The 18,227-nt window shown below is 63.3% G+C and carries 15 protein-coding genes; 6 read left to right on the top strand and 9 right to left on the bottom strand.

Translation table 11 applies throughout. The features are described 5' to 3' along the window. Window positions 1–121: 121 nt before the first annotated feature. From ACLBKT_RS10575 to ACLBKT_RS10565, 3 genes are all read right to left on the bottom strand, one after another. On the bottom strand, window positions 122–3,445 hold the full coding sequence (locus tag ACLBKT_RS10575) for a S41 family peptidase (RefSeq protein WP_410182879.1): 3,324 nt from the start codon (window positions 3,443–3,445) through the stop codon (window positions 122–124). A gap of 299 nt (window positions 3,446–3,744) precedes the next feature. Then, window positions 3,745–4,728, bottom strand: coding sequence for a hypothetical protein (locus ACLBKT_RS10570; RefSeq protein ID WP_410182878.1), 984 nt, complete (start codon window positions 4,726–4,728; stop codon window positions 3,745–3,747). Between the two features lie 134 nt (window positions 4,729–4,862). After that, window positions 4,863–5,435, bottom strand: coding sequence for a hypothetical protein (locus tag ACLBKT_RS10565; protein WP_410182877.1), 573 nt, complete (start codon window positions 5,433–5,435; stop codon window positions 4,863–4,865). A 208-nt stretch (window positions 5,436–5,643) separates the two neighbouring features. Between ACLBKT_RS10565 and ACLBKT_RS10560 the strand changes: the two genes are divergently transcribed. Further along, window positions 5,644–6,186 (top strand): ECF-type sigma factor, encoded by a 543-nt coding sequence (locus tag ACLBKT_RS10560; protein WP_410182876.1) that lies wholly within the window; start codon window positions 5,644–5,646, stop codon window positions 6,184–6,186. A gap of 21 nt (window positions 6,187–6,207) precedes the next feature. Here ACLBKT_RS10560 and ACLBKT_RS10555 read toward each other — a convergent pair whose 3' ends face one another. Next, window positions 6,208–8,649, bottom strand: coding sequence for a protein kinase domain-containing protein (locus tag ACLBKT_RS10555; protein ID WP_410182875.1), 2,442 nt, complete (start codon window positions 8,647–8,649; stop codon window positions 6,208–6,210). Window positions 8,650–8,925: 276 nt separating this feature from the next. Between ACLBKT_RS10555 and ACLBKT_RS10550 the strand changes: the two genes are divergently transcribed. The 5 genes from ACLBKT_RS10550 (at window position 8,926) to ACLBKT_RS10530 (ending at window position 11,938) form a co-directional block, all read left to right on the top strand. After that, entirely contained in the window at window positions 8,926–9,930 is a 1,005-nt protein-coding gene (locus tag ACLBKT_RS10550) for a hypothetical protein (protein WP_410182874.1), read from the top strand. Between the two features lie 45 nt (window positions 9,931–9,975). Further along, window positions 9,976–10,464 carry a hypothetical protein gene (locus tag ACLBKT_RS10545; RefSeq protein ID WP_410182873.1) on the top strand — a complete coding sequence of 163 codons (489 nt, stop codon included), beginning with the start codon at window positions 9,976–9,978 and terminating at the stop codon, window positions 10,462–10,464. 16 nt (window positions 10,465–10,480) lie between these two features. Then, window positions 10,481–10,960 carry a hypothetical protein gene (locus tag ACLBKT_RS10540; protein ID WP_410182872.1) on the top strand — a complete coding sequence of 160 codons (480 nt, stop codon included), beginning with the start codon at window positions 10,481–10,483 and terminating at the stop codon, window positions 10,958–10,960. After that, window positions 10,961–11,434, top strand: coding sequence for a hypothetical protein (locus ACLBKT_RS10535; protein WP_410182871.1), 474 nt, complete (start codon window positions 10,961–10,963; stop codon window positions 11,432–11,434). A gap of 144 nt (window positions 11,435–11,578) precedes the next feature. Beyond that, window positions 11,579–11,938: an argininosuccinate lyase gene (locus ACLBKT_RS10530; protein ID WP_410182870.1), complete on the top strand. Its 360-nt coding sequence runs from the start codon at window positions 11,579–11,581 to the stop codon at window positions 11,936–11,938. Window positions 11,939–12,041: 103 nt separating this feature from the next. Here the strand turns inward: ACLBKT_RS10530 and ACLBKT_RS10525 are convergent, their stop codons facing one another. From ACLBKT_RS10525 to ACLBKT_RS10505, 5 genes are all read right to left on the bottom strand, one after another. Then, window positions 12,042–14,279, bottom strand: a complete 2,238-nt coding sequence (locus ACLBKT_RS10525) for an SdrD B-like domain-containing protein (protein ID WP_410182869.1) — start codon at window positions 14,277–14,279, stop codon at window positions 12,042–12,044. 55 nt (window positions 14,280–14,334) lie between these two features. Next, window positions 14,335–15,201 (bottom strand): hypothetical protein, encoded by an 867-nt coding sequence (locus tag ACLBKT_RS10520; RefSeq protein WP_410182868.1) that lies wholly within the window; start codon window positions 15,199–15,201, stop codon window positions 14,335–14,337. After that, window positions 15,198–15,425: a hypothetical protein gene (locus ACLBKT_RS10515; protein ID WP_410182867.1), complete on the bottom strand. Its 228-nt coding sequence runs from the start codon at window positions 15,423–15,425 to the stop codon at window positions 15,198–15,200. The genes ACLBKT_RS10520 and ACLBKT_RS10515 overlap by 4 nt, the downstream gene beginning before the upstream one ends. 257 nt (window positions 15,426–15,682) lie before the next feature. Continuing rightward, window positions 15,683–16,363, bottom strand: a complete 681-nt coding sequence (locus tag ACLBKT_RS10510) for a hypothetical protein (protein WP_410182866.1) — start codon at window positions 16,361–16,363, stop codon at window positions 15,683–15,685. Between the two features lie 649 nt (window positions 16,364–17,012). After that, window positions 17,013–17,552 carry a hypothetical protein gene (locus tag ACLBKT_RS10505; RefSeq protein WP_410182865.1) on the bottom strand — a complete coding sequence of 180 codons (540 nt, stop codon included), beginning with the start codon at window positions 17,550–17,552 and terminating at the stop codon, window positions 17,013–17,015. Between the last annotated feature and the right edge of the window lie 675 nt (window positions 17,553–18,227).

The following is an 18,227-nucleotide window of genomic DNA, read 5'->3' as shown; positions in this document are numbered from 1 at the left end:
GATGCTGCCAACCCCAATACTCTTGCGTTCTATCTCGGGCTGATCCCTTCCCTATTGACTTACGCGGTTTTGACCGCGCTGTGTCACGTGTCGCTGGTCGCGTTGAGCCGGTTGCGAATGGTCACCTCTGCGGAAGCGGGACAACGTCGGCTCCCGGTGTGCCGAGCCGCGGCAAGGGCCGCGGCACCAGCGCTGGCACCGGTTCACGCGCGATCTTATCCTTCAGAAGCGCCACGGCGGCGTTCAATTGCGCATCTTCCCCCTTGAAGCTCGCAGCTGGCGGATTGTCGATCTCGTAATCCGGTGCGATGCCGTAGCCTTCAATGATCCAGCGCCCATCGAGACTGTATTGGGCGTTCTCGGCGATCCGCACCCCGCCATTATCGGCAAGGCGGTTGCGATCCGACAGCCAGATGCCCGCGCCTGCCGTGCGTTGCCCGATCAGCGGGGCGAGCCCCAGCGACTTGACCGCACCCGCAAAGGTCTCGCCATCCGAATAGGTGCGCTCGTCGATCAGCACGGCGACATGGCCGCGATAGGCGTTCTGCATGTTGGTGGTGGGGATCCCGGGGCCGTCGGGCCGCGCCCAGAATGCCCAGGCACGGCGCATCAGCATGTCCACCACGATGCTGTCGATGTTTCCGCCGTTGTTGTTCCGCACGTCGATGATCAGCCCCTGCTTGCCGAGCTGCGGAAACCAGTCGCGCGCAAAGGTGGCGACATCGTCCGAACCCATCGCGCGCAGGCTGACATAACCGATCTGTCCTTCGGATAGCTGTGCTGTGGCAGCGCGCTTGGCCTCGACATGATCAAGATAGCTGGCGGTCTGGAGGCCCTGCAGCGTCATCGGTTCGACGATGGTGCTGAATGTGCGCGTGCCGCGGGAAAGGTCGAGCCGCACCTGCTGCCCTGCCTTGCCCGATAGGGCGAGCTGCAGGTCGGCGACCGAAGCGACCGGGCGGCCGTCGACCAAGCGGATCACGTCACCTTCGCGCACATCGACGCCCGGACGGCGCAATGTCGGTCGAAGTGACACCAGATCGTCCTCGGAGCGCAGGATCCGGTCGATGCGGAGACCCTGTGCAACCGGGGTGTAGCTTGCGCCGAGGAACGCCATCTCGGGGTTTTCGCTGTCGCCTGGCAGGTCTCCGGCGCGCACCTGGCTGTGGAGGATGCCGAGCTGCGCGGCCATCAGCCCGAGAATGGTGTTGAGTTCTGCGCGATGGCCGATCCGATCGAGCATCGGTTCATGGACGGCCCGCACCGCGTTCCAGTCAACCCCGCGCAGCGCCGGATCGTAGGCGAAGTCGCGGTGCATCCGCCAGGCATCGACGAACATCTGCCGCCATTCAGCCTTGGGATTGACGATCAGCCGCCAGTCGTCGAGCCTTAGCAGGTGCGGCGCGAGCTTTTCGGGCATCTTGGCCTCGGCAGGAACCAGTGCCAGCGTCGGCTTGGCCGGAGAACCGGAGGCCACCATGGCTGTCTTGCCGTCAGCGGCGAGCGCGAAGTCGAGCGCGCCCTTGGCGAAGACTTCCTCCTTCGCATCGCTCTTGTCGATGGCAATCGCGACAACGTCCTCGTCGCGGCGGGTGTAGAGGAACTTCTCGTTGGCGAAGAGTTGCCCGCCGACACCGGGCTTGGCAGGAACCTTGTAAAGCCGCTCGGCAAGTCCGGCGAGAACCATGGCGACGGGCTTTTCGGCTGCTTTTGCCTTCTCGTCCTTCTTCTTGTCGGCCGCCGCCTCGTCAGTTTCGGCTTCGCGCTTTACGCGGTCCTCGTCGCTCATTGTGAGCTCGTTGTCCTCACGGAAGCGGAACTTCGCTCTGGGGTCGAGCTGGAGCGCATAGATCTCGCCCCGGTTGGGGAAGGCGACGCCCATGTTGCGGTCGCCCCACGGGCTGCCGGGGGTGGGATCGAAGTTGCGGTCCGACAGGAAATAGAGCCACGCCCCGTCATGCGCGAAGGCAGGGGCGTAATCGTTGTACTTGCCTGAGGTCGCCTTGATCCGCTCGCCGGTTGTGAGGTTCTGGACATACAGGTCCGAGGTGTTGCCGCCGTTGGCGGAGGATGTCTCCGCATAGGCCACCATCTTGCCGTCAGGCGAGAAGGCGAGGTCGCGGAACGGAGCATCGTCGCCGGTGGTGTTCTTTGCCAGCAGGGTGACGCGTCCGGTCACGACATCGACCTTCTGAAGCCGCGCCAACTTGTCCCAGACAACCAGCGTTTTTCCGTCGGGCGCGACGGCGAAGGACCAGATATGCGCGTCATACCCTTTCGTGACCGGAACCGGCGCGCCTGTCCCGTCGGCTGCCATCGCGAAGATATCGCCCCGATCCCCCTGGTCGAGGATCATGAAGGCCTTGCCGTCTTTCGGTCCCAGCACCGCTTGCCGGGCGCGCGCTTCCATCGGTACAGCGAATTCGACCCGGCGCAGCTGTTTGGGCGCAGCGAGTGCGACCCGTCCGCGCGCGGTGACAGCGACTGTCTCACCCGAGGGCGAGATGCGCGCCGCCTCAAGCTGCTTGAGCGGTTCGCTCAGCGCGCGGGCGCGAGTCTGCTCGCGGTCTGTGACGAGGTCGATGGAAAGCTTGCGGACCGCGCCGGTCGCCAGCGACACAACATGCAGATCAGCACCGTTCTGGAGGAAGGCTTCGCTGCCGTCGATGCTGGCCTGGAGGACGGGGAAGGGCAGGTCGGGCGAGACTTGCCGGACGTCGCTGCCGTCCTCAGCAGCTGACCACAAGGCGTCCTTGCCGCTTTTGTCGGACAGAAACCAGATGCGCCCGCCCGATGCCATCGGTTGTCGGATCGGCGCGCCGAAATCGGCAAGCAGGCGCTCGGCTTCGGCGTCCGAATTCATCGTCCAGCGCCACAATTGCTCCATCCCGCCGCCGCGATAGAGCACGGCGTTGTCGCGGGCGCGGGCATAGAGGCCGCGGCGGGAGAAAAACAGCGTGCGCCCGTCTCTGCCGAAGGTCGCACCGGTGGCGCGCCAAAGCGGAATCGGGGTCGCCTCCCCGCCCTGCGGAGACACGGTGTAGAGGATTTCGCCCTGACCACCGCCCGAAAGACGAGAGGCAAAGATCACGCGGCCATCGGGCGTCCAGCCGACGGTCTGCACGAAGCCACCTTCGAATGTCAGGCGCCGCGGCGTGCCGCCAGCGACAGGCATGACATAGACATCGCGTTCGCTGTCATAGCTCGCGCTGAAGGCGACCATCGTGCCATCGGGCGAGATCTGTGCTTCGCTCTCTTCTGCGGGGTGGTTGGTCAGGCGCACAGCCGTTCCGCCGTCGCGTCCGGTGCGCCACAGGTCGCCCTCGCTGGCGAAGACCAGCACGTCACCGCGTGCGGCCGGGTATTGGTAGAAGCCTTCTTCGGCTGCGGCAGGCACCACAGCCAAAGCGCACACGCCCGCGATCAATGCCCCGAATAGTCTCATCGTGTAATTTCCCCTGCGCCGCATGTGTGCCGATTGCCGAACACGTCGTGTGCCAGCCCAGGCGCCGCGGCGCTAGATAGTCAATGCCCTGCCTTTGACATGATCCATCGGGTTTTCTGCGACTGTTGAATACGCAACGATGATCGGCAAGCGATGGCCATGGGCGTGAAACGCTGAGGTGAGCGGTTTGCTACCTCGTCAATGTGGACCTGCGTCTGAACCGGGCAATCAACCTGCTGTATTTTCGCAGACAGCCCTGCCGCCCACCGTTTAAACGATCGGCAGCCTGCGCGCTGCACCTAGCGTCGGGCCATTGCCAATCTCATAGCAAGACTTTGCATCAGCGTCCGCTCTTTCCCTTGGGTTTCTCGCGAAGGTGCGGCATTCTGTTCCCGGGACACGCGTGCGTCGATCGCCGCGCCGACCAGCGCCGCACTCAGGAAAGCTGCGTCGGCCCCTTCGGCGAGGGCTTGGACCAAGCGAGCCCAATCCGGCCGCGGAGCGTGGCAATGCGCGCGCAATTGCGCGCATTGCCCGACGAGCTGTGCAAAGCCCTTTCCCATTTGCGGGGCCGTTTGCAACAGGGCATCGCCAATCGGGAGCAGAACCGCGCCGGTGTGATCGGACAATTGTTCGATCGCCGCGCGGCGAGCGACGGGCGCGCGATGAGCGAGGCGGTGGCTGCCGAATGTCGCCGACTGCACCGTCGCCTTGAGCCCCGCTGGCGCTATGGCGGCTACGGTGCTGAGCCAGCGATCCCGTTCCCCCTCGGTCATTGGGCGCTCTGATTGCCAGGTCATCGTCACCTCATGTCTGTCAATCACCATGAGGGCCGTGCGACCGCTCGCCAGCGTCTCGCAAAGCGTCACCTGCGGATGCGCGACGGCGGCTGTCCCTCGCCAGCTGCTATAGACGCTGTGACCGCCTGTTTCGAACAGATCGAGCCGGGGTTCGCGCGCCTTCAGGAGCAGACGGCTGCCGCCGGTCGCATCAATGCACACATCGGCGCCGGTCCGCTCTGCATCGGCCAGCCAGTCTAGCGCCGTTCCGGTCAGCGCTTCGGCGGAGCCACACGCGACTACAGTAATCGGCGTGAGGCCGGTATGCTCCAGCAATGCGCGCAATTGCGCCGTCAATCGCTGCGCATCCAGCACCGGGCGATCCACTGCGCGCACCAACTTACGGCCGACAACCTGCCACGCCGGTTGATCGGCAAAGCCTGCCAACGGCGTGCCGACCAGCAGGCCAATGGCACGCAAAGTGTCTGCGGTGATGGTATGCACATGATTGTGCTGAGGCGAGGCTCCGCCCGTCAGCAAGGTCACCGGCACGCCCCCCCTGGCGAGCACCAACGAAGCGATCAATCCGGCCGGGCCATCTCCTGCGACCAGTGCCGTGCTGCGACCCTGTGGCATGATTAGCCCACTGGGCGCGTGGGCACGCCGAGCCCTGCGCTGGTCGTGCCAGCATCTGCGGCCAACACGAAGAACACGAGGCCGTTGGGCGCCCCGCCTTCACCCAGCGTGGATTTGGCGATGTCCATCATCAGCGCGCGCGTGGCGCTGTCGCGTTGGCTGGCGGGCACTTTGACACGGGGTTTGAACATGTTGCCGGGGAAGAACATGTCTCCGGGGAAGAACATGTTGCCGGGGAAGAACATGTCGCCCGGGAAAAACATGTCGCCCGGAAAGGCGACATCGCCCGCTTCCAGCTTGAACCCGCGCGAAGCGAACAGATCGGTCACTGTGCCATCATCGATCCGGGCGGCGAGGAACTGCGCTTCGACAGTCATTCCCAGTTCCGACCTGAACCGCATTCCGCGCATGATCGCGCTGCGCAGCTTGCGCCCTGTCAGGCCCTTGAGCGCCTCGGGATTGTCGATCTCGATCAAGATCGAACCGGCTTGGGCGGCAAAGCTGATGCTGCTGGTCGCAAGGCCGGCGGCCAAAAACGCGGTACCGGCGATAAGTTTGCGCCTGCTGATGGTCATGATCATTCCTCCCGGTGACGATAGAGCTCGGAGCCGCACTGCAAAATTGCGGTCTCCCGCAGGCAAAACACGGTCCGACCGCGAAAGCGGACATGGCGGGCTTGAGGAATCGGCGGACTTTGCATTTGATTATGTCCGCGCCCGGCCATAGCGAGAGCCGGGCGTATGGCGTTCGGATCGGTCCAGAAAATGCAAGGAAGGCGTGGGGATGGCTGACGGCGACGACACCGGCGACGATGTCCGCGTTCTCGTCGAGGCGCTCTATCCGCAGCTGCGTATGATCGCAGGCGCGCTGTCATCGCGGTTCGGCAGCCCCGAAACGCTTCGGTCGACGGCACTCATTTCCGAAGTCTTCCTGAAACTTCGCCGCTCGCCGCGATTTGCCGACGAACAGCATTTCCTGCGCACGGCAGCGCGCGCGATGCGGCAGGTGCTGGTCAATCATGCGCGGGGCCGCGTCGCCCAGCGGCGTGGCGGCGGGGCGGTGGTGCTGCCGCTTGACGATGATGTGCCGGTGTTCTGGCAGAGCGATGCCGAATTGATCGCGCTCGACGATGCCTTGGGCAAGTTGGAGAGCCTGGATCCACGACTGGCGGCGGTGGTCGAATGTCGGTTCTTTGGGGGTTACGATGATCAGGAAACAGGTCGCTTGCTCGGCATGACGGATCGCACTGTGCGACGCGACTGGGTCAAAGCCCGCGTATTGCTGCGCACTTTGCTGGAGGATGGCGAACTGCCGGGATCCGATTAGGGGCCCGACCGCAACCCGGTTTCAAAGGCCGTAGCGCTTGCGAATATCGCCGATAGCCTCGCTGAGCCGCGCCCCTGCCGGCCCCATCGCCGCAACGCCCTTTTCTGCGCCCGCCAACTGACCGCGCGCGGCACCCTTGTCGCCGTTGGCGGCATTCGCGCGGGCGAGCGCGATCTGCGCCACGATTTCGGGCGGCGAGCCCGCCCCTGAGGTTTGCAGCGCGGCAAGATGCCCTGACCGCGCAGTGACCAGGGCGTCGGCCCGCTGCCCGGTTCCCAGCAAAGCTTCACTTAGCCCTGCCGCCGATGCCGCATGGAGCATCGACCCCTCGCCAGCAAATTCGCGCGCCATCGCCGTAGCCTCGCGCGCAAGCGGCAAGGCCTGCGCGGCATCCCCTGTCAGCAGCAATGCCTTGGCGTGATTGTTGATCAGCGCTGCCAACGCGGCCGAGGGGCCGAACAGCTCACGCCGGAGCCGCACGGCTTCCGCAAATTGCGGCACCGCTGCCTTCGGGCGCCCTGCCAGAACCTCGCTCGCTGCCAGATTGTTGAGCGTGTTCATTGCATCGGGCGTTTCGCCCGCGCCGATGGCGGCCCAGGTAGCCTTGGCCTGCCGGAAGGATGCGGCGGCTTCGTTATGCTGTCCCATCGTCGACAGGACATTGCCGAGATTGTTCTGGAAGATCGCGACATCGCGGTTCGCCGGGCCTGACATGGCGATACGGTCCGCGAGCGCGCGGCGCAGGATCGCGGCGGCGCGGGGCGGGTCCTTGTCGAGGTCGCGCACGATCTGCGCCTCGGCCAAGCGGCTCTCGATCATGTCGCTTTGCCAGCGGGTCGGATCGCTGGCCCAAAAGGCCTGCGCGGCGGCGAGCATCGTGCGAGCCTGTTCGGGCTCGCCAGTGCGCAGATAGATCTGCGCAAGGTCTACTTTGGCCTCGGCGATCACCTCCGGTGGCACCTTGCCGGACTGTGCGGCCGGGCTGCCAAGCGGCAGGGAAGCGACCGGCTTCAGCAGGCCGATGGCACCCGGATAGTCATTCGAATGAAAATACAGCTCGCCAAGTGCCTTCAGAACCGGTGCATAATGCGCCGGATCACGGGCAAATTCGCGCGTCAGGCGTTCGGATGCGCGGTCGAGCACGTCCTTGCGCGATCCATCAGGCCCCGCAGCCTCAGTCGATTCGCCCAAGACCAGAAACAGCGACTGGCGCACCGCTTCGGTCCGGTCAGCCTCGACCACCGCAGCATCGCGGGCGGCTCTCGCCTCGCGCGCCTGCCAGAGCGCAGCGCCGAGCCCGCCTGCCAGGCTGAGCGCAATCGCAGCCACGCCCGCCACCGGCCATTTGAAACGCGCAAGCCAGCGGCGAAAGCGGTAGCCCGGTTCATGCCGCCTCGCTTCGACTGCGCGGCCGGCCAGCGCCCGGCGCAGGTCACCTGCAAAGGCGTCCATGGTGGGATAGCGCGCCGCCGGATCGCTGCTCAGCGCACGGGCTAGCACCGCGCCAACATCGTTCAACAGCGCGGGTCGCGCGCGGCGCGCAACGTCGGGAAGAAGGACGGGGCGGTTGGTCGCTGTCGGCGTATCGCCCTCCACTGCCAGCGCGATGCCCGCCGGCAAGCCGCTGCGCCGGGCGGCGGGCTGCCCGGTCATCAATTCGTGCAACACTTGCGCCAAGCCATAAACGTCGGTCGCTGGTCCGACCGACAGGCCTTCAACCAATTCCGGGGCGGCATAGGCCAGCGACAAGCGCTCCGGCGGGGCGGCATCATGACTGCCAATCCGCCGCGCAATGCCGAAATCGATGAGACGCGGCTGTCCCATCGGATCGACCAGAATGTTTGATGGCTTGAGATCGCGGTGCAGCACCAAACGCGCATGGGCCTGCGCCAGCCCGTCAGCGGCAGCGAGCACCAGCCGCACCCGGTCTGCCAGACCGAGCTGATGGTCAGCGCACCAGCGATCAATGGTCGGACCGTCGATCCGCTCCATGACCATCCAGCTTGATCCGTCGGGCAGTGTGCCACCATCCAGAATGCGTGCGATCGAGGGGTGATCGAGGTCGGCAAGGACCTGACGTTCCTGCGTCATCACCATCAGGTCTGTGCCGGGCAGGGCATCGTTGAGTTTGAGCGCCCCGGCCTGCGTGAAGCCGCCCTCGACGCGGTCGACGGCATAGACCCGACCCATCCCCCCTTCGCCGATCAGGCCTTTGATCGCCCAGACACCGATGCGTTCGCCTTCGGTCAGGGGCGGGGGGCGGTTCGCCTGATCCGCTCCCATCGCTCCCGTCCGCATGAAACCGGTGAGGCCGGAATGCAGACTGTCGATGAAATGAAATGCGGCGGCCTGAAAATCCGGGTCGCCATCGGTTTGCGCCGCAACAAACGCGCGCTGCTCGGTCAGGGGCAGCTCCATGGCTTCATCGATCAGCGCCGATAGCCTGGGCCAATTCTGGTTCATCAGCAATATGCCCAATCACTCGGAAAGGCGCCAATACGCCTTTCCCCCGGCAACTTGGTAAGCGGCCATGAGGCTGTAACGCAACTTTTTTTGCGACGGGTGTCCGCTTTGGTGGAGCTTTGCTGTTCTGCTTGGAGGAAAGCCCACAACCGGGCTCTTCTTCGGGGGGAAGCGAATGTCCGGTCCGCGCGACCGCGATAGCCTGACGGCAATCTTCTCCCATCCGCGTTTTGCAGTCTGACGGCGCCGTGCGTTGATGTCAGGAAGGAAAAATTGATGCCGATCCACACCGACACCATGTTTGCCGCTCTGGCCATCAGTGCCTTGACGATCCCCGCGAGCGGTCAGGCACAGCAACGCCCGGTTGCTCCGGCAACCCCGCCGGTTATGGCCACCTGTGCTGACGGACGCGGGCCGACGTCGGGGTTTTTCTGTGCGCCGCTGGTCAACAATGAATCCGTGCGTGCGTGCGCCACCAACGCCAAAGGGGCCGCCCTGATCCAGTGCCAGCAAGCAGCCGCAGCCAGCTTCTGCCGCACCCGTTCCTACAGCGCGGCAGCGGCCTATCAGGTCACGCCCAGCGGAAACCTGTCCGAGGTGCTGTGCCGGGCACCGGTGGTGGCAGCGGCAGCAGGGCGGGGCGCTTCGCCTACCGGCAATGCGACCGCCGCAGGCGCGCCGGCCGCGCCCGCACAGATGAACAGCGTTTACGCCACTCAAGTGGAATCCGGAGCGAGGCCTACACTCACCCTCTCCCCCTTCGGCCCGCAGATGACAGGCACCTACACCGTCACACAGGACCAAGCCTTTTTTGACAGCGTCTATCAATCGGGCGGCGGCACGATCACGGAAGGGCGGCTTGAGGGCACCCTCAACGGCAATGTTTTCACCGGCTACTGGTACGAAGCGCAAGGTCGAACGGCGGTGCAGCGTGAATGCGACCCGGCGCGCGGCAGCCAGCGGATCTTCGGCCGTTTCACCCTGACCTTTTCGGCCGACCGCAAGAGCTTCACCGGCCTCCACAGCACCTGTGAAGAGGCTCCCGAAGATGCCTACTTCGCCAGCTGGAATGGGACTCTGACCGGCGCGGTGCCAGCCGCCACTCCCACGCAAGCGGCAACGGGTCCCGCCAGTGACAAGAAGAGCAAGAAGCGGGCGTCCACAAGCGAGACAGTGGCGGATCGGCTTGCACGGGAAGCCGCAGACGAGGCCGAGCGCGCTGCTGCCGACAAGGTGCGCCAAGGCGTGCGCGATGTGATCGGCGGTAATCTGCCCTTCTGATCATCGCACCCGCCGCTTTCATTTATTTCATCAGGGACTTGAGAAATGACCAATCTCTATATCACGCAGCGTCTTGCAGCTTTGGCCGGTGCCGTGCTCGTGCTGACCGCCTGCGGCGGCGAGAGCGCAGAGAATGATACCAACGGGAGCGCCGAGGCTGACGTCGCTGCCTCGGCCGTCACGGCGGTCATCGGCGGCGTGACCGGGGCTGGCGTCTCCGTTTCCGATCTGCCCGACTTCGCCGAAGTGCCTTCGGGCGCGAATGCGATCCACAATATGGCGGTCAACCAAGACGGCAAAACGGGCGGCTCGTTCACCTTCGAGACATCCGAGTCACCCGCTGATCTGATCGCCTTCTACCGCGCTTCGATGGCCCGCAATGGCCTGAAAATCGGCATGGAAACGCAGTCCGCCCAGATGGTCCAGATGTTGGGTGAAAGCGAGGACAAGTCCAAATCGCTGATGGTGATGATCGTCGTCGACGATGCGGGCAAGGCCTCGCTCAACCTCGTGCATTCGCGCACGTCAGAATGATTGGGAGCAGAATAGCATGATGCGAATTGGTTTTGCCGGAGCACTCGCTCTGATCCTTGCCGGTTGCGGCAGCGAGCCTGCGACTGACATCGGCGACCCCGGTGCTGCTCAGGCTGCGGCCACGGGTGTGGCCGCCGTGTTGAAAAGCGAAGCGGCTGGGCGCCCCTTCCCGGATGACATGCCCGATTTCGTCGAGCCGATGCCGGGTGGCAGTTACATGACTGGGATGCGCGGCAGCAACTCGCTGCGATCCACCGGCATGGATATGTACCAGGCGCAGGGGAGCGCGGCAGAGGCGATTGCCTTCCATACCGAGGCGCTGGCCAAGGCCGGGTTCGCCCCACAGGTCGGTGCTGCACAAAAGGTGCGCGACACTATGGAAACCCAGATTGCCGGGAAGCACCCTGACGGCCGGACGCTCGATATCATTGTGATCGAGAACTCGCCGACCGATACCATGGTGCAGATGCGCTACACCATTCCGGCGGCCCAGTAGATGCGCCGCACGGCAATACTCGCCGTCGCCGCGATAATCGGTCTGACCCCGAACGCTTTGGCGCAGGAAAGTGACGGCGCTATCCCGCCGGGTGATTGGCAGGGGAATTATGCGCTGACCCGTGTCGATCCCCGCATTCGCACTGTCGCCGGGGCTGATTTGATCGGGATGCAGGTGATCCATGATCGCGGCGAACCCACGGCGACAGTCAGCTGGGATGCAAGACGGGCCATTTGCTCCGATCCTCTGGACGAACCGTGCGAATGGATCGGCGCGAACGGCACCGACAGGGCGCGCGTGATCGGCGACACGCTGGTGCTGGCGCTGCGATTGTCTCCAGACGACAGCGATCCGGCGATCTTGATCATGCAACGGCGGTCCACCGGCGCGCGCAAGCCCGCACGCTTCACCGGCTTCATCACCAATGCCCGGGCCGATTGGGATGTCAGTTTCAATGCGCTGAAGCAGGACTAGGGCGGGGCAGCCCTGTCAGGCTCGCACCGCGTCGCGCCATGCATGGCCGGGCTGCGTACAGCCAGCGGGTCCCGGTGATTTCGCTTGCAATAGCGTCCAAATCCGCGTTCTCTGGTCCTGAAACTGGGGGGAATGGGGGCCAAGATGTATAACTTGATTAAGGCCGCAGCGATGGCCGCATTGCTGCTTTTCGGGGCCACAACCGTCTCGGCGGGGAAGCAGGATTTCGATCTTATCAATGCCACGGGCTACACGATTGCCGAGGTTTATGTTGCGCCTTCGTCCAGCAATGACTGGGAAGAAGATGTGCTCGGCCGCGACACGCTTGGTGATGGTGAGGGGGTGACGATCAACTTCGCGCCCAATCAGAAGGCCTGCATGTATGATCTTCTCATTGTGTGGGAGGATGGCGACCAGGCCACCTGGGAGGGCTTCAATCTGTGCACCGTCTCAGAGATCACCCTCTATTGGAACAACGGCAAGGCAACCGCCGAGTATCAGTAAGGGCGGGGCGCGGCGGTTTTCGTTGGGCGCGTTGTCAGGCGGGCCGATGCCTTTGCTCTGACAACGCCTGACACGCTCTACGTCTCGACCAAGGGCAAGCTGCTCATTGCCTCGTCGCGGCGATATCGAGATGCGTTGTTGCGCGAACGTTGACCGCAACCGTGGCGGCATAAGGCAGCCCGATCCCATCCGTGCCGTCGCGCTCGATGACCCACGGCAGCGGCAGGTTATCGGCGTTCAGCGTGATGCGGTGCTCGCCGTCAGCCACACCTGGGAACTCGTAGAAGCCTGCTTGATCGGTGCGGGTGGCTGTGCGCCCGTCGAGAATGACGATGATGCCCGACACGCCGGCTTCTGCGGGATCGCGTTTGCCATTTGCGTTGGCATCGAAATACACCGATCCGGCAAGGTTCCCCACGCCGCCGACCGGGAACTGGCGGTTGCCTATCATGCTCCGCGGGCGTCCGGCTGACATCGTGTAGCGGAGGGTGAGATATGCCGCGCGCAACCGGAATGAGCTTCGCCGAAGTTCTTCCAGTTGAGCAGGATCGGGACCAAGCGGCGAATTGAAAAACGGGATGCCGAAACGTGACACCAGACTTGATCTTGTGTCGGTGTAAGAGCCCGAAAGGCTCAAGTTGGCCGAAAGCCGCGCAGAAGCAACCAACGTTGCCGAAAATGAATCCGATTGCTGCGAGGCAAGGCTACCGAAGGACGCGCCGGTGGACTGGAAAGGGCCAAAAAACTCCGACGCCGCTGTGCTGTCGTCGGTCGTGTAAGCGACGTTAGCGTCGAGGGTGACGTCCTTGAAGGGCATCAAGCCGGCGCTGACGGCGAGGGAGAAGCCGTCTGCCCGCTCACTTTGTACGAGGCCTGCTCCCGAGGACCCTTCGCCAGACTGCTTCCGATATTGATAAGACGCTTGCGTACTCAGGCGGCTGCCCGCAGGCAGGCTCTCGGGGAGCGTCCAATTCTGGACGAAACCGATCCGGTAGAAGTCTGACAAGGCATCCCGGCTCCAGCCCGCTTCGGCCCGGGATGTCCCGATGCCGGTCTCGAAGTCGACATATGCGAGCGCTTGTCCCGAGCTTTGCCCATTGGCAACGCGCAAACTCGAATTCAGGCCGACAGCCGTTGAAAACCCGATGCTTCGGCGCGCGTCGGCGTTCACAACGAAGCCGCCGAGGCCCGAATTGTCGACCGAATCTATGGCATCGAAATTGAAGGTCCAGCGCCACCGCTGCGACGAGCGCGAGAAGCGATAATAGGCGCCGTAGGCATTGCTCAGCACCGCCGATGCGCCCCAAGAAAGGCCGGGGCCGAAGTAGTAAATGCCTCCATTGTGGACCTTGCGACCCGACCGGTATCTCACGTCGATTGAGCCGCCCACAGCCTCACCAGCCTGCGCGAAAGCCTGGGCCTCTGCCTGACTGACCGAACGGTTTGACCATATCGCATTGGCCTGCAGGCGCAGCCCCGGCTGCGTGAAAGCCAGCGATCCAACCACGGCCTGTGACGATATCCGGGCCGCGGCATCATCGGTCCCTGGCGTCTGTATAAACGCTGCGAAAGGATCGCGCGTATCGTCAACAGCGATCGCTTGTGCGCCTGCTGTCCAGCCCGGTGCCAGCTCGAGTTGGCCGCCGCCGGACACCAGCAGACCGGACAGGCCCGAATAGTCGTTCAATCGCAGCCCGCCGAGCAATCCGGGCTCTCCGACCGAAAAGTTCAGGCTGGCGAATGGAACCGGTTCCTTATCGATCTCGGTCGGGCTGATTGGCTTGTAGGCCTCCAGCGAAACGGAAGCGCCCATTATCGGGGTGACCGGCAGGAAGAACCGGGTTTGCCGGTCAAACAAGCCAATGAGCGGTGTGGAGGTCGCGCCCAATGCTCCATCGCCAAGCCAGCCGGATCCGAGCGGCAAATCATCGGTTGCAAGCCTGAACAGGCCATTCCAGCGGTCAGTACCCGGCTCGGTCAGTGGACCGAGACGTGACCCGCGGCGTATCTGCGCATCAAGCCCGATCATGCCGAAATTATCGGTCTGATATTTCCCGGACACGAGAATGCCCGCTTCTTCCTGCGGTCGATCAAGTGCCGACGTATCAAAGCTGTTGGTCTGCGATTTGGAGGTGATCCGCGCGCCGCCCAATTCGACCACCAGCGACCGGAGGTTGCCGCTGGTGTTGCTGGAGGGGACGTCGTCGGATTGCAGCGACGGCTCAAGCGAACCGTCGCCGATCAGGCGATCGACATAGGCCGGCTCTGGTTCGGGCTTTTCGCTGGGAGACGGCTGAGTCTGACCAAATGCGGCCGTGGCCGCAAGCAGGGGGGCGAGCATTGCCGCCCGCAATCCAAATCTGTGACAAACCCGAATTCGAAGCAAGGCCTGGTTGTCACTCTTGCACATCAGGCTCGAACACGCCTTCGAATTTGAAGGAGTTGGTCGAATCGTCCATCTTGCCAGCGATCGTTATCGGAAAGACGATCGGTTCCTTTGCCTTGCTCTGCGCTGGATCTCCGGCTTCCAGCAGCTCTTCGCCATCATCGGGATTGAGCGCGATCATACGCGTCTCGCCGGGGAGAATGGGGAGGGTGGAGGGAGAAAATTCCCGCCGCACACCGGCGGCGTCGGTTCCGCTCAGAAAGGCTGAAAGCCGACCATGCGCGGTTCCCGTGTTCTCCACCATCACCACCGGCGTCTGGACGCCGCCAATCGGGACAACATCCGCCTTCACGATCCTGAGAACGGGCTTCACATCGCCGACCGCAACATAGACGATGAGGGCGATCTGTCCGCTTACCGGGAATTTGACGTTTTCCGCAGGCGCGACATCATTGTCGCCACCGGCGATGACAATCGCAAACCGACACTCGGTTGGCGGGGTCTCCGGCGGCGGGGTCACTTCGAACCGGTAACGCAGTGAGGTTCTGCCGGGCAGGGACGTCTGCCGCCGTTCAATCGCAACCCAGGGGCGGCAAGAACCGGGCTTGAGCGCTTCGGTCAGGACCACGCCTCCGTCCTCCGTCAAGTCCCATTCCGCCGTCGTGAACGTCAGCTCGGCTGGGACGTCGGATCGGTTGCTGAGCTCTGCAACGGCTCGCACCGTTTCGCCTGTTTTCGCGGTAAGCTCGAAACGCGGCGGCGAGACCGCCAGGGCAAACTCATTCGCCTTGGCCGGAAGCGACCCGATCGCAAGCGCCAGACCGGCGCTCCACAGGGCCAGCGGAAAACAGAGTGTTTGACTGGTCATTGGCGTCACTGATCCAATTCGATTTCAAAGCCGAACGCCAGAGCCTCAGGCTGGGTCAATCGGGCGCCATCGGCCTCAAGCGCAATGTCGATCAGATCGCGCATCACGGGTCCGGTCACGGGGCCAGCATAAACCAACGTTCGGTCACCCGAAATTACGGTGCCCGGCAGCAGTGTCCCGCCCGTTCTCCAGGTCGCCCGGACCGTGGGGCCGGGAGTGCGTGGCAAGGTCATGTATATCCGCCCCGTCCGCCCGACCCACGCGGCAAGGTTGAGCTGAACGCTAACACGCGTCGAACCTGCTACGAGTGAGGTCGTGCCGCTGCGCCCCGGCGGCTGCCACTCCATTTCGAGAACAGGATCGAGAACGACAGTGCCGCTGTCATCAACCCTGAAAACCCGACCCGATGACACCACGTCCTCTTGCGCGGCAAAGGCTACAGACGCGCCGGCAGGGGTGCAGCAAAGCAAAACAGGGAGGATGAACTTTTTCAAGGCAAGCTCAGAGTATAGACCGCCCGGCCGGTGTAGGTCCCGGCAGCAGGTATCACAGTATTGGCGTAGGAGAATGTCATGCATTGCTCCTTCCAGGTGTTCCGTGGGAAGGTTGCAAGGGTCTGCGTACCCCCAGTGAAGGTTCCGTTCGGGAACTCGAAAACCGTATCGCCATTGCCTGACATGACCCAGCTGATCTGGCTGAACGGGATGGTGTCACTACCGCTGGTGAGGTTGGCCGGCGAAGTGACGGTCAGCGTCGCCACGCCATTCCCCGAGCCTGGCCGAGACCATGCACCGATATAGACCTGCGAGGGGGGATTGCAGAAGGCAAAACCATCGATCGGGCTTTGCGATACGGTGCTGTTCGACGTCATCGCCTGGGGAGTGCCGGAGCCGACCGCCCCATTCGGCACAGTAACCGAGACAACGTTGATCGTTGCATTGTTGCCCGGGGTGCCGCCCGACGCGTTGGTGCCCGTATATCCTCCGGCCCCAACTTGCAGGTAGATGGATCGCGCCCCCGCAGTGATCGTGATCGTGTAAGCCTCTGCGGCTTGCGCGCCGAAAGTACAGGCGAGCAAGGTCATGACCGCAGTGCTTCGCCATAGAGCGGTCCTGCAACCAAGAAAGCTGTCGGCAATGCGCCCCATTTGTTTATCACTTTCAGCGATCATGCTGGGAATCCTTGATTAATTCACGCTGCCCGTAAAGCCTTGATTGGAGGTCAGACGGAATTCAAGGGATGGCCACAAGATATACACCGATTGGCGAAGCCTGAGGCGCCCCGCCGCTGGTGCGGATGTCCCGGCCTTGACGCCTGTCGACACGGGCAGGCGCGAAAGCGAGGGTTCCGGCGTTGGTTAGTACCAGATAGGGCTGGCTCGCCATCCCACCACTGGCCCTTCGAGGGCTCAACCGTTGCGGAATGTCATTGACTGTCCCCGCCGAAGCCGAGCCAAGGTAAACAACCTCAGGTATCACGATCGTAAAGTCGAGAGATACGGTTGGATTTGTGCCCGGCATGGGGCTGGTTTCGAACCGTGATCCCGCCTGCGCTGCCTCGATGAAAAGAGCGAGCGCGCACAGCGCTGCGAGCTTTCGTATCGTGGATGCCCGCCAACGTCTCACGCTCTGCCCCATTACTATCTCCGCACACGGAAGACGGGCAAGCGTAGCTCAGTTTAAGGGCATGAGGTATGGTTAATCAAACGTGTCTTGCGATGGGACGCGGCTGTGGCATTTCCGCCAATCAGGATGAGCGGGCTCCCAATGTGGCTGACCGGAGCTCGGCGCTAGCATGCGCCAAGCTCCGGCCGAGCAAGATCAGGGCATCGACACCGCGTAGGTCACGCGGCCGTTTTGCGTGTTCACGCCGCCGTAGGTACCGGCTGGCACGATGTTCTGGTTGCGGTAGGAAAAGGTCCAACGCGCATCAAGGTTCGTTACCTTCGTACCGCTCGTCGGCGTCAGGTTGATGCTGGTCGTCGCACCATCAACCAGCGTGGGGTGAGCGAGCGCGGTGGCGCTCGTATTCGCGGTCACGGCAACAGCCATCTGCGACCACGAGATCGTGTCGCCAGAGCCATTGTTGAGCGGGCCGAGCGTCGTCGAGCTAAAGGCGATCGTGCCATTGTTGCCGGTAACTCGTGCGGTGACTTGGCCGCCGGTCAGGTCGCCGCCCGTGCCAGAAATCGCGGTGCCGTCACCCACGTTGGCCGCGGGCACCGTAAACACGAGATTGTCGACATTGGTGTTGTTGGCCCGATCCGTACCCGTGCCGATCCGGACATAGACGAACTTCGGAATGGTCACCGTAAAGTCGAGATTGGCACTCGCCGTCAGCGGGCTAGCAGTGCCCGTCACAAACCGCGACTCTGCTTGAGCTCCGGTCGAAAAAGATACTGTGGCAGCAAGAAATGCTGCCGAGAGAAAAAGCTTAGTGGTCACGATTTGGTCTCCGATTTTTTACAATCATGCGTTCGAGTGATCGCGCCGCTGCCTATATCCCGTTAATGGTTAACATCTCGTTCAGTCTGTTTTTTATGGTGAAATGCACTGAGAGGGCTGGCCGCGGTCCTCGCGGCCAGCCTGTCGGTAAGTCTCTGCGCCAAGAACCGCGTGTGCGCGCAGAACCGAGCCCGCGAGGAGGCTGATGAAGCGAAGTGAAGCACCGCCAGGGCAATTGCTCTGAACTGTCGTTGCTGGTGAGAGGCGAAGTTGGGGCGGTGCCGCCGTTCCGAGATATTCATTACGCCAGCGCCACGCCGGAAATCGGCAAGCGCGCTGTGAATAGGAATGTGCGGTTCCGGCCTAATCTGCGGAATGTCGGTGGATTAGCGGGCCAAGCTTGAGGCCACCAACTATCATGAGACGGCGCAAGATTGGTGTAAACGGGTTGGCTCATCCGAGCCGATCGCCACCTGCTCTAAGACCAGATCTAGATTGCCGCCCGCAAAGGTGCGCTGGCGAAGTGGCGCGGGCATAGCGTCTATGCTGAAAGCCGGGGGATCGCTTCGTCAAGCGGACTGGCTTGCGATC

It is taken from the genome of Erythrobacter sp. W302b, assembly GCF_046452395.1.
Classification (GTDB): Bacteria; Pseudomonadota; Alphaproteobacteria; order Sphingomonadales; family Sphingomonadaceae; genus Erythrobacter.
The sequence above is the reverse complement of the archived record's forward strand: the minus strand, read 5'-3'. Positions and strand labels throughout refer to the sequence as shown.

Coding starts and splice junctions, on each gene's coding strand:
- ACLBKT_RS10540 (WP_410182872.1), top strand. CDS start 10,481: ATGATGCGAATTGGTTTTGCCGGAGCACTCGCTCTGATCCTTGCCGGT.
- ACLBKT_RS10515 (WP_410182867.1), bottom strand. CDS start 15,425: ATGACCTTGCCACGCACTCCCGGCCCCACGGTCCGGGCGACCTGGAGA.
- ACLBKT_RS10565 (WP_410182877.1), bottom strand. CDS start 5,435: ATGACCATCAGCAGGCGCAAACTTATCGCCGGTACCGCGTTTTTGGCC.
- ACLBKT_RS10530 (WP_410182870.1), top strand. CDS start 11,579: ATGTATAACTTGATTAAGGCCGCAGCGATGGCCGCATTGCTGCTTTTC.
- ACLBKT_RS10525 (WP_410182869.1), bottom strand. CDS start 14,279: ATGCTCGCCCCCCTGCTTGCGGCCACGGCCGCATTTGGTCAGACTCAG.
- ACLBKT_RS10560 (WP_410182876.1), top strand. CDS start 5,644: ATGGCTGACGGCGACGACACCGGCGACGATGTCCGCGTTCTCGTCGAG.
- ACLBKT_RS10550 (WP_410182874.1), top strand. CDS start 8,926: ATGCCGATCCACACCGACACCATGTTTGCCGCTCTGGCCATCAGTGCC.
- ACLBKT_RS10510 (WP_410182866.1), bottom strand. CDS start 16,363: ATGATCGCTGAAAGTGATAAACAAATGGGGCGCATTGCCGACAGCTTT.
- ACLBKT_RS10575 (WP_410182879.1), bottom strand. CDS start 3,445: ATGAGACTATTCGGGGCATTGATCGCGGGCGTGTGCGCTTTGGCTGTG.
- ACLBKT_RS10545 (WP_410182873.1), top strand. CDS start 9,976: ATGACCAATCTCTATATCACGCAGCGTCTTGCAGCTTTGGCCGGTGCC.
- ACLBKT_RS10535 (WP_410182871.1), top strand. CDS start 10,961: ATGCGCCGCACGGCAATACTCGCCGTCGCCGCGATAATCGGTCTGACC.
- ACLBKT_RS10555 (WP_410182875.1), bottom strand. CDS start 8,649: ATGAACCAGAATTGGCCCAGGCTATCGGCGCTGATCGATGAAGCCATG.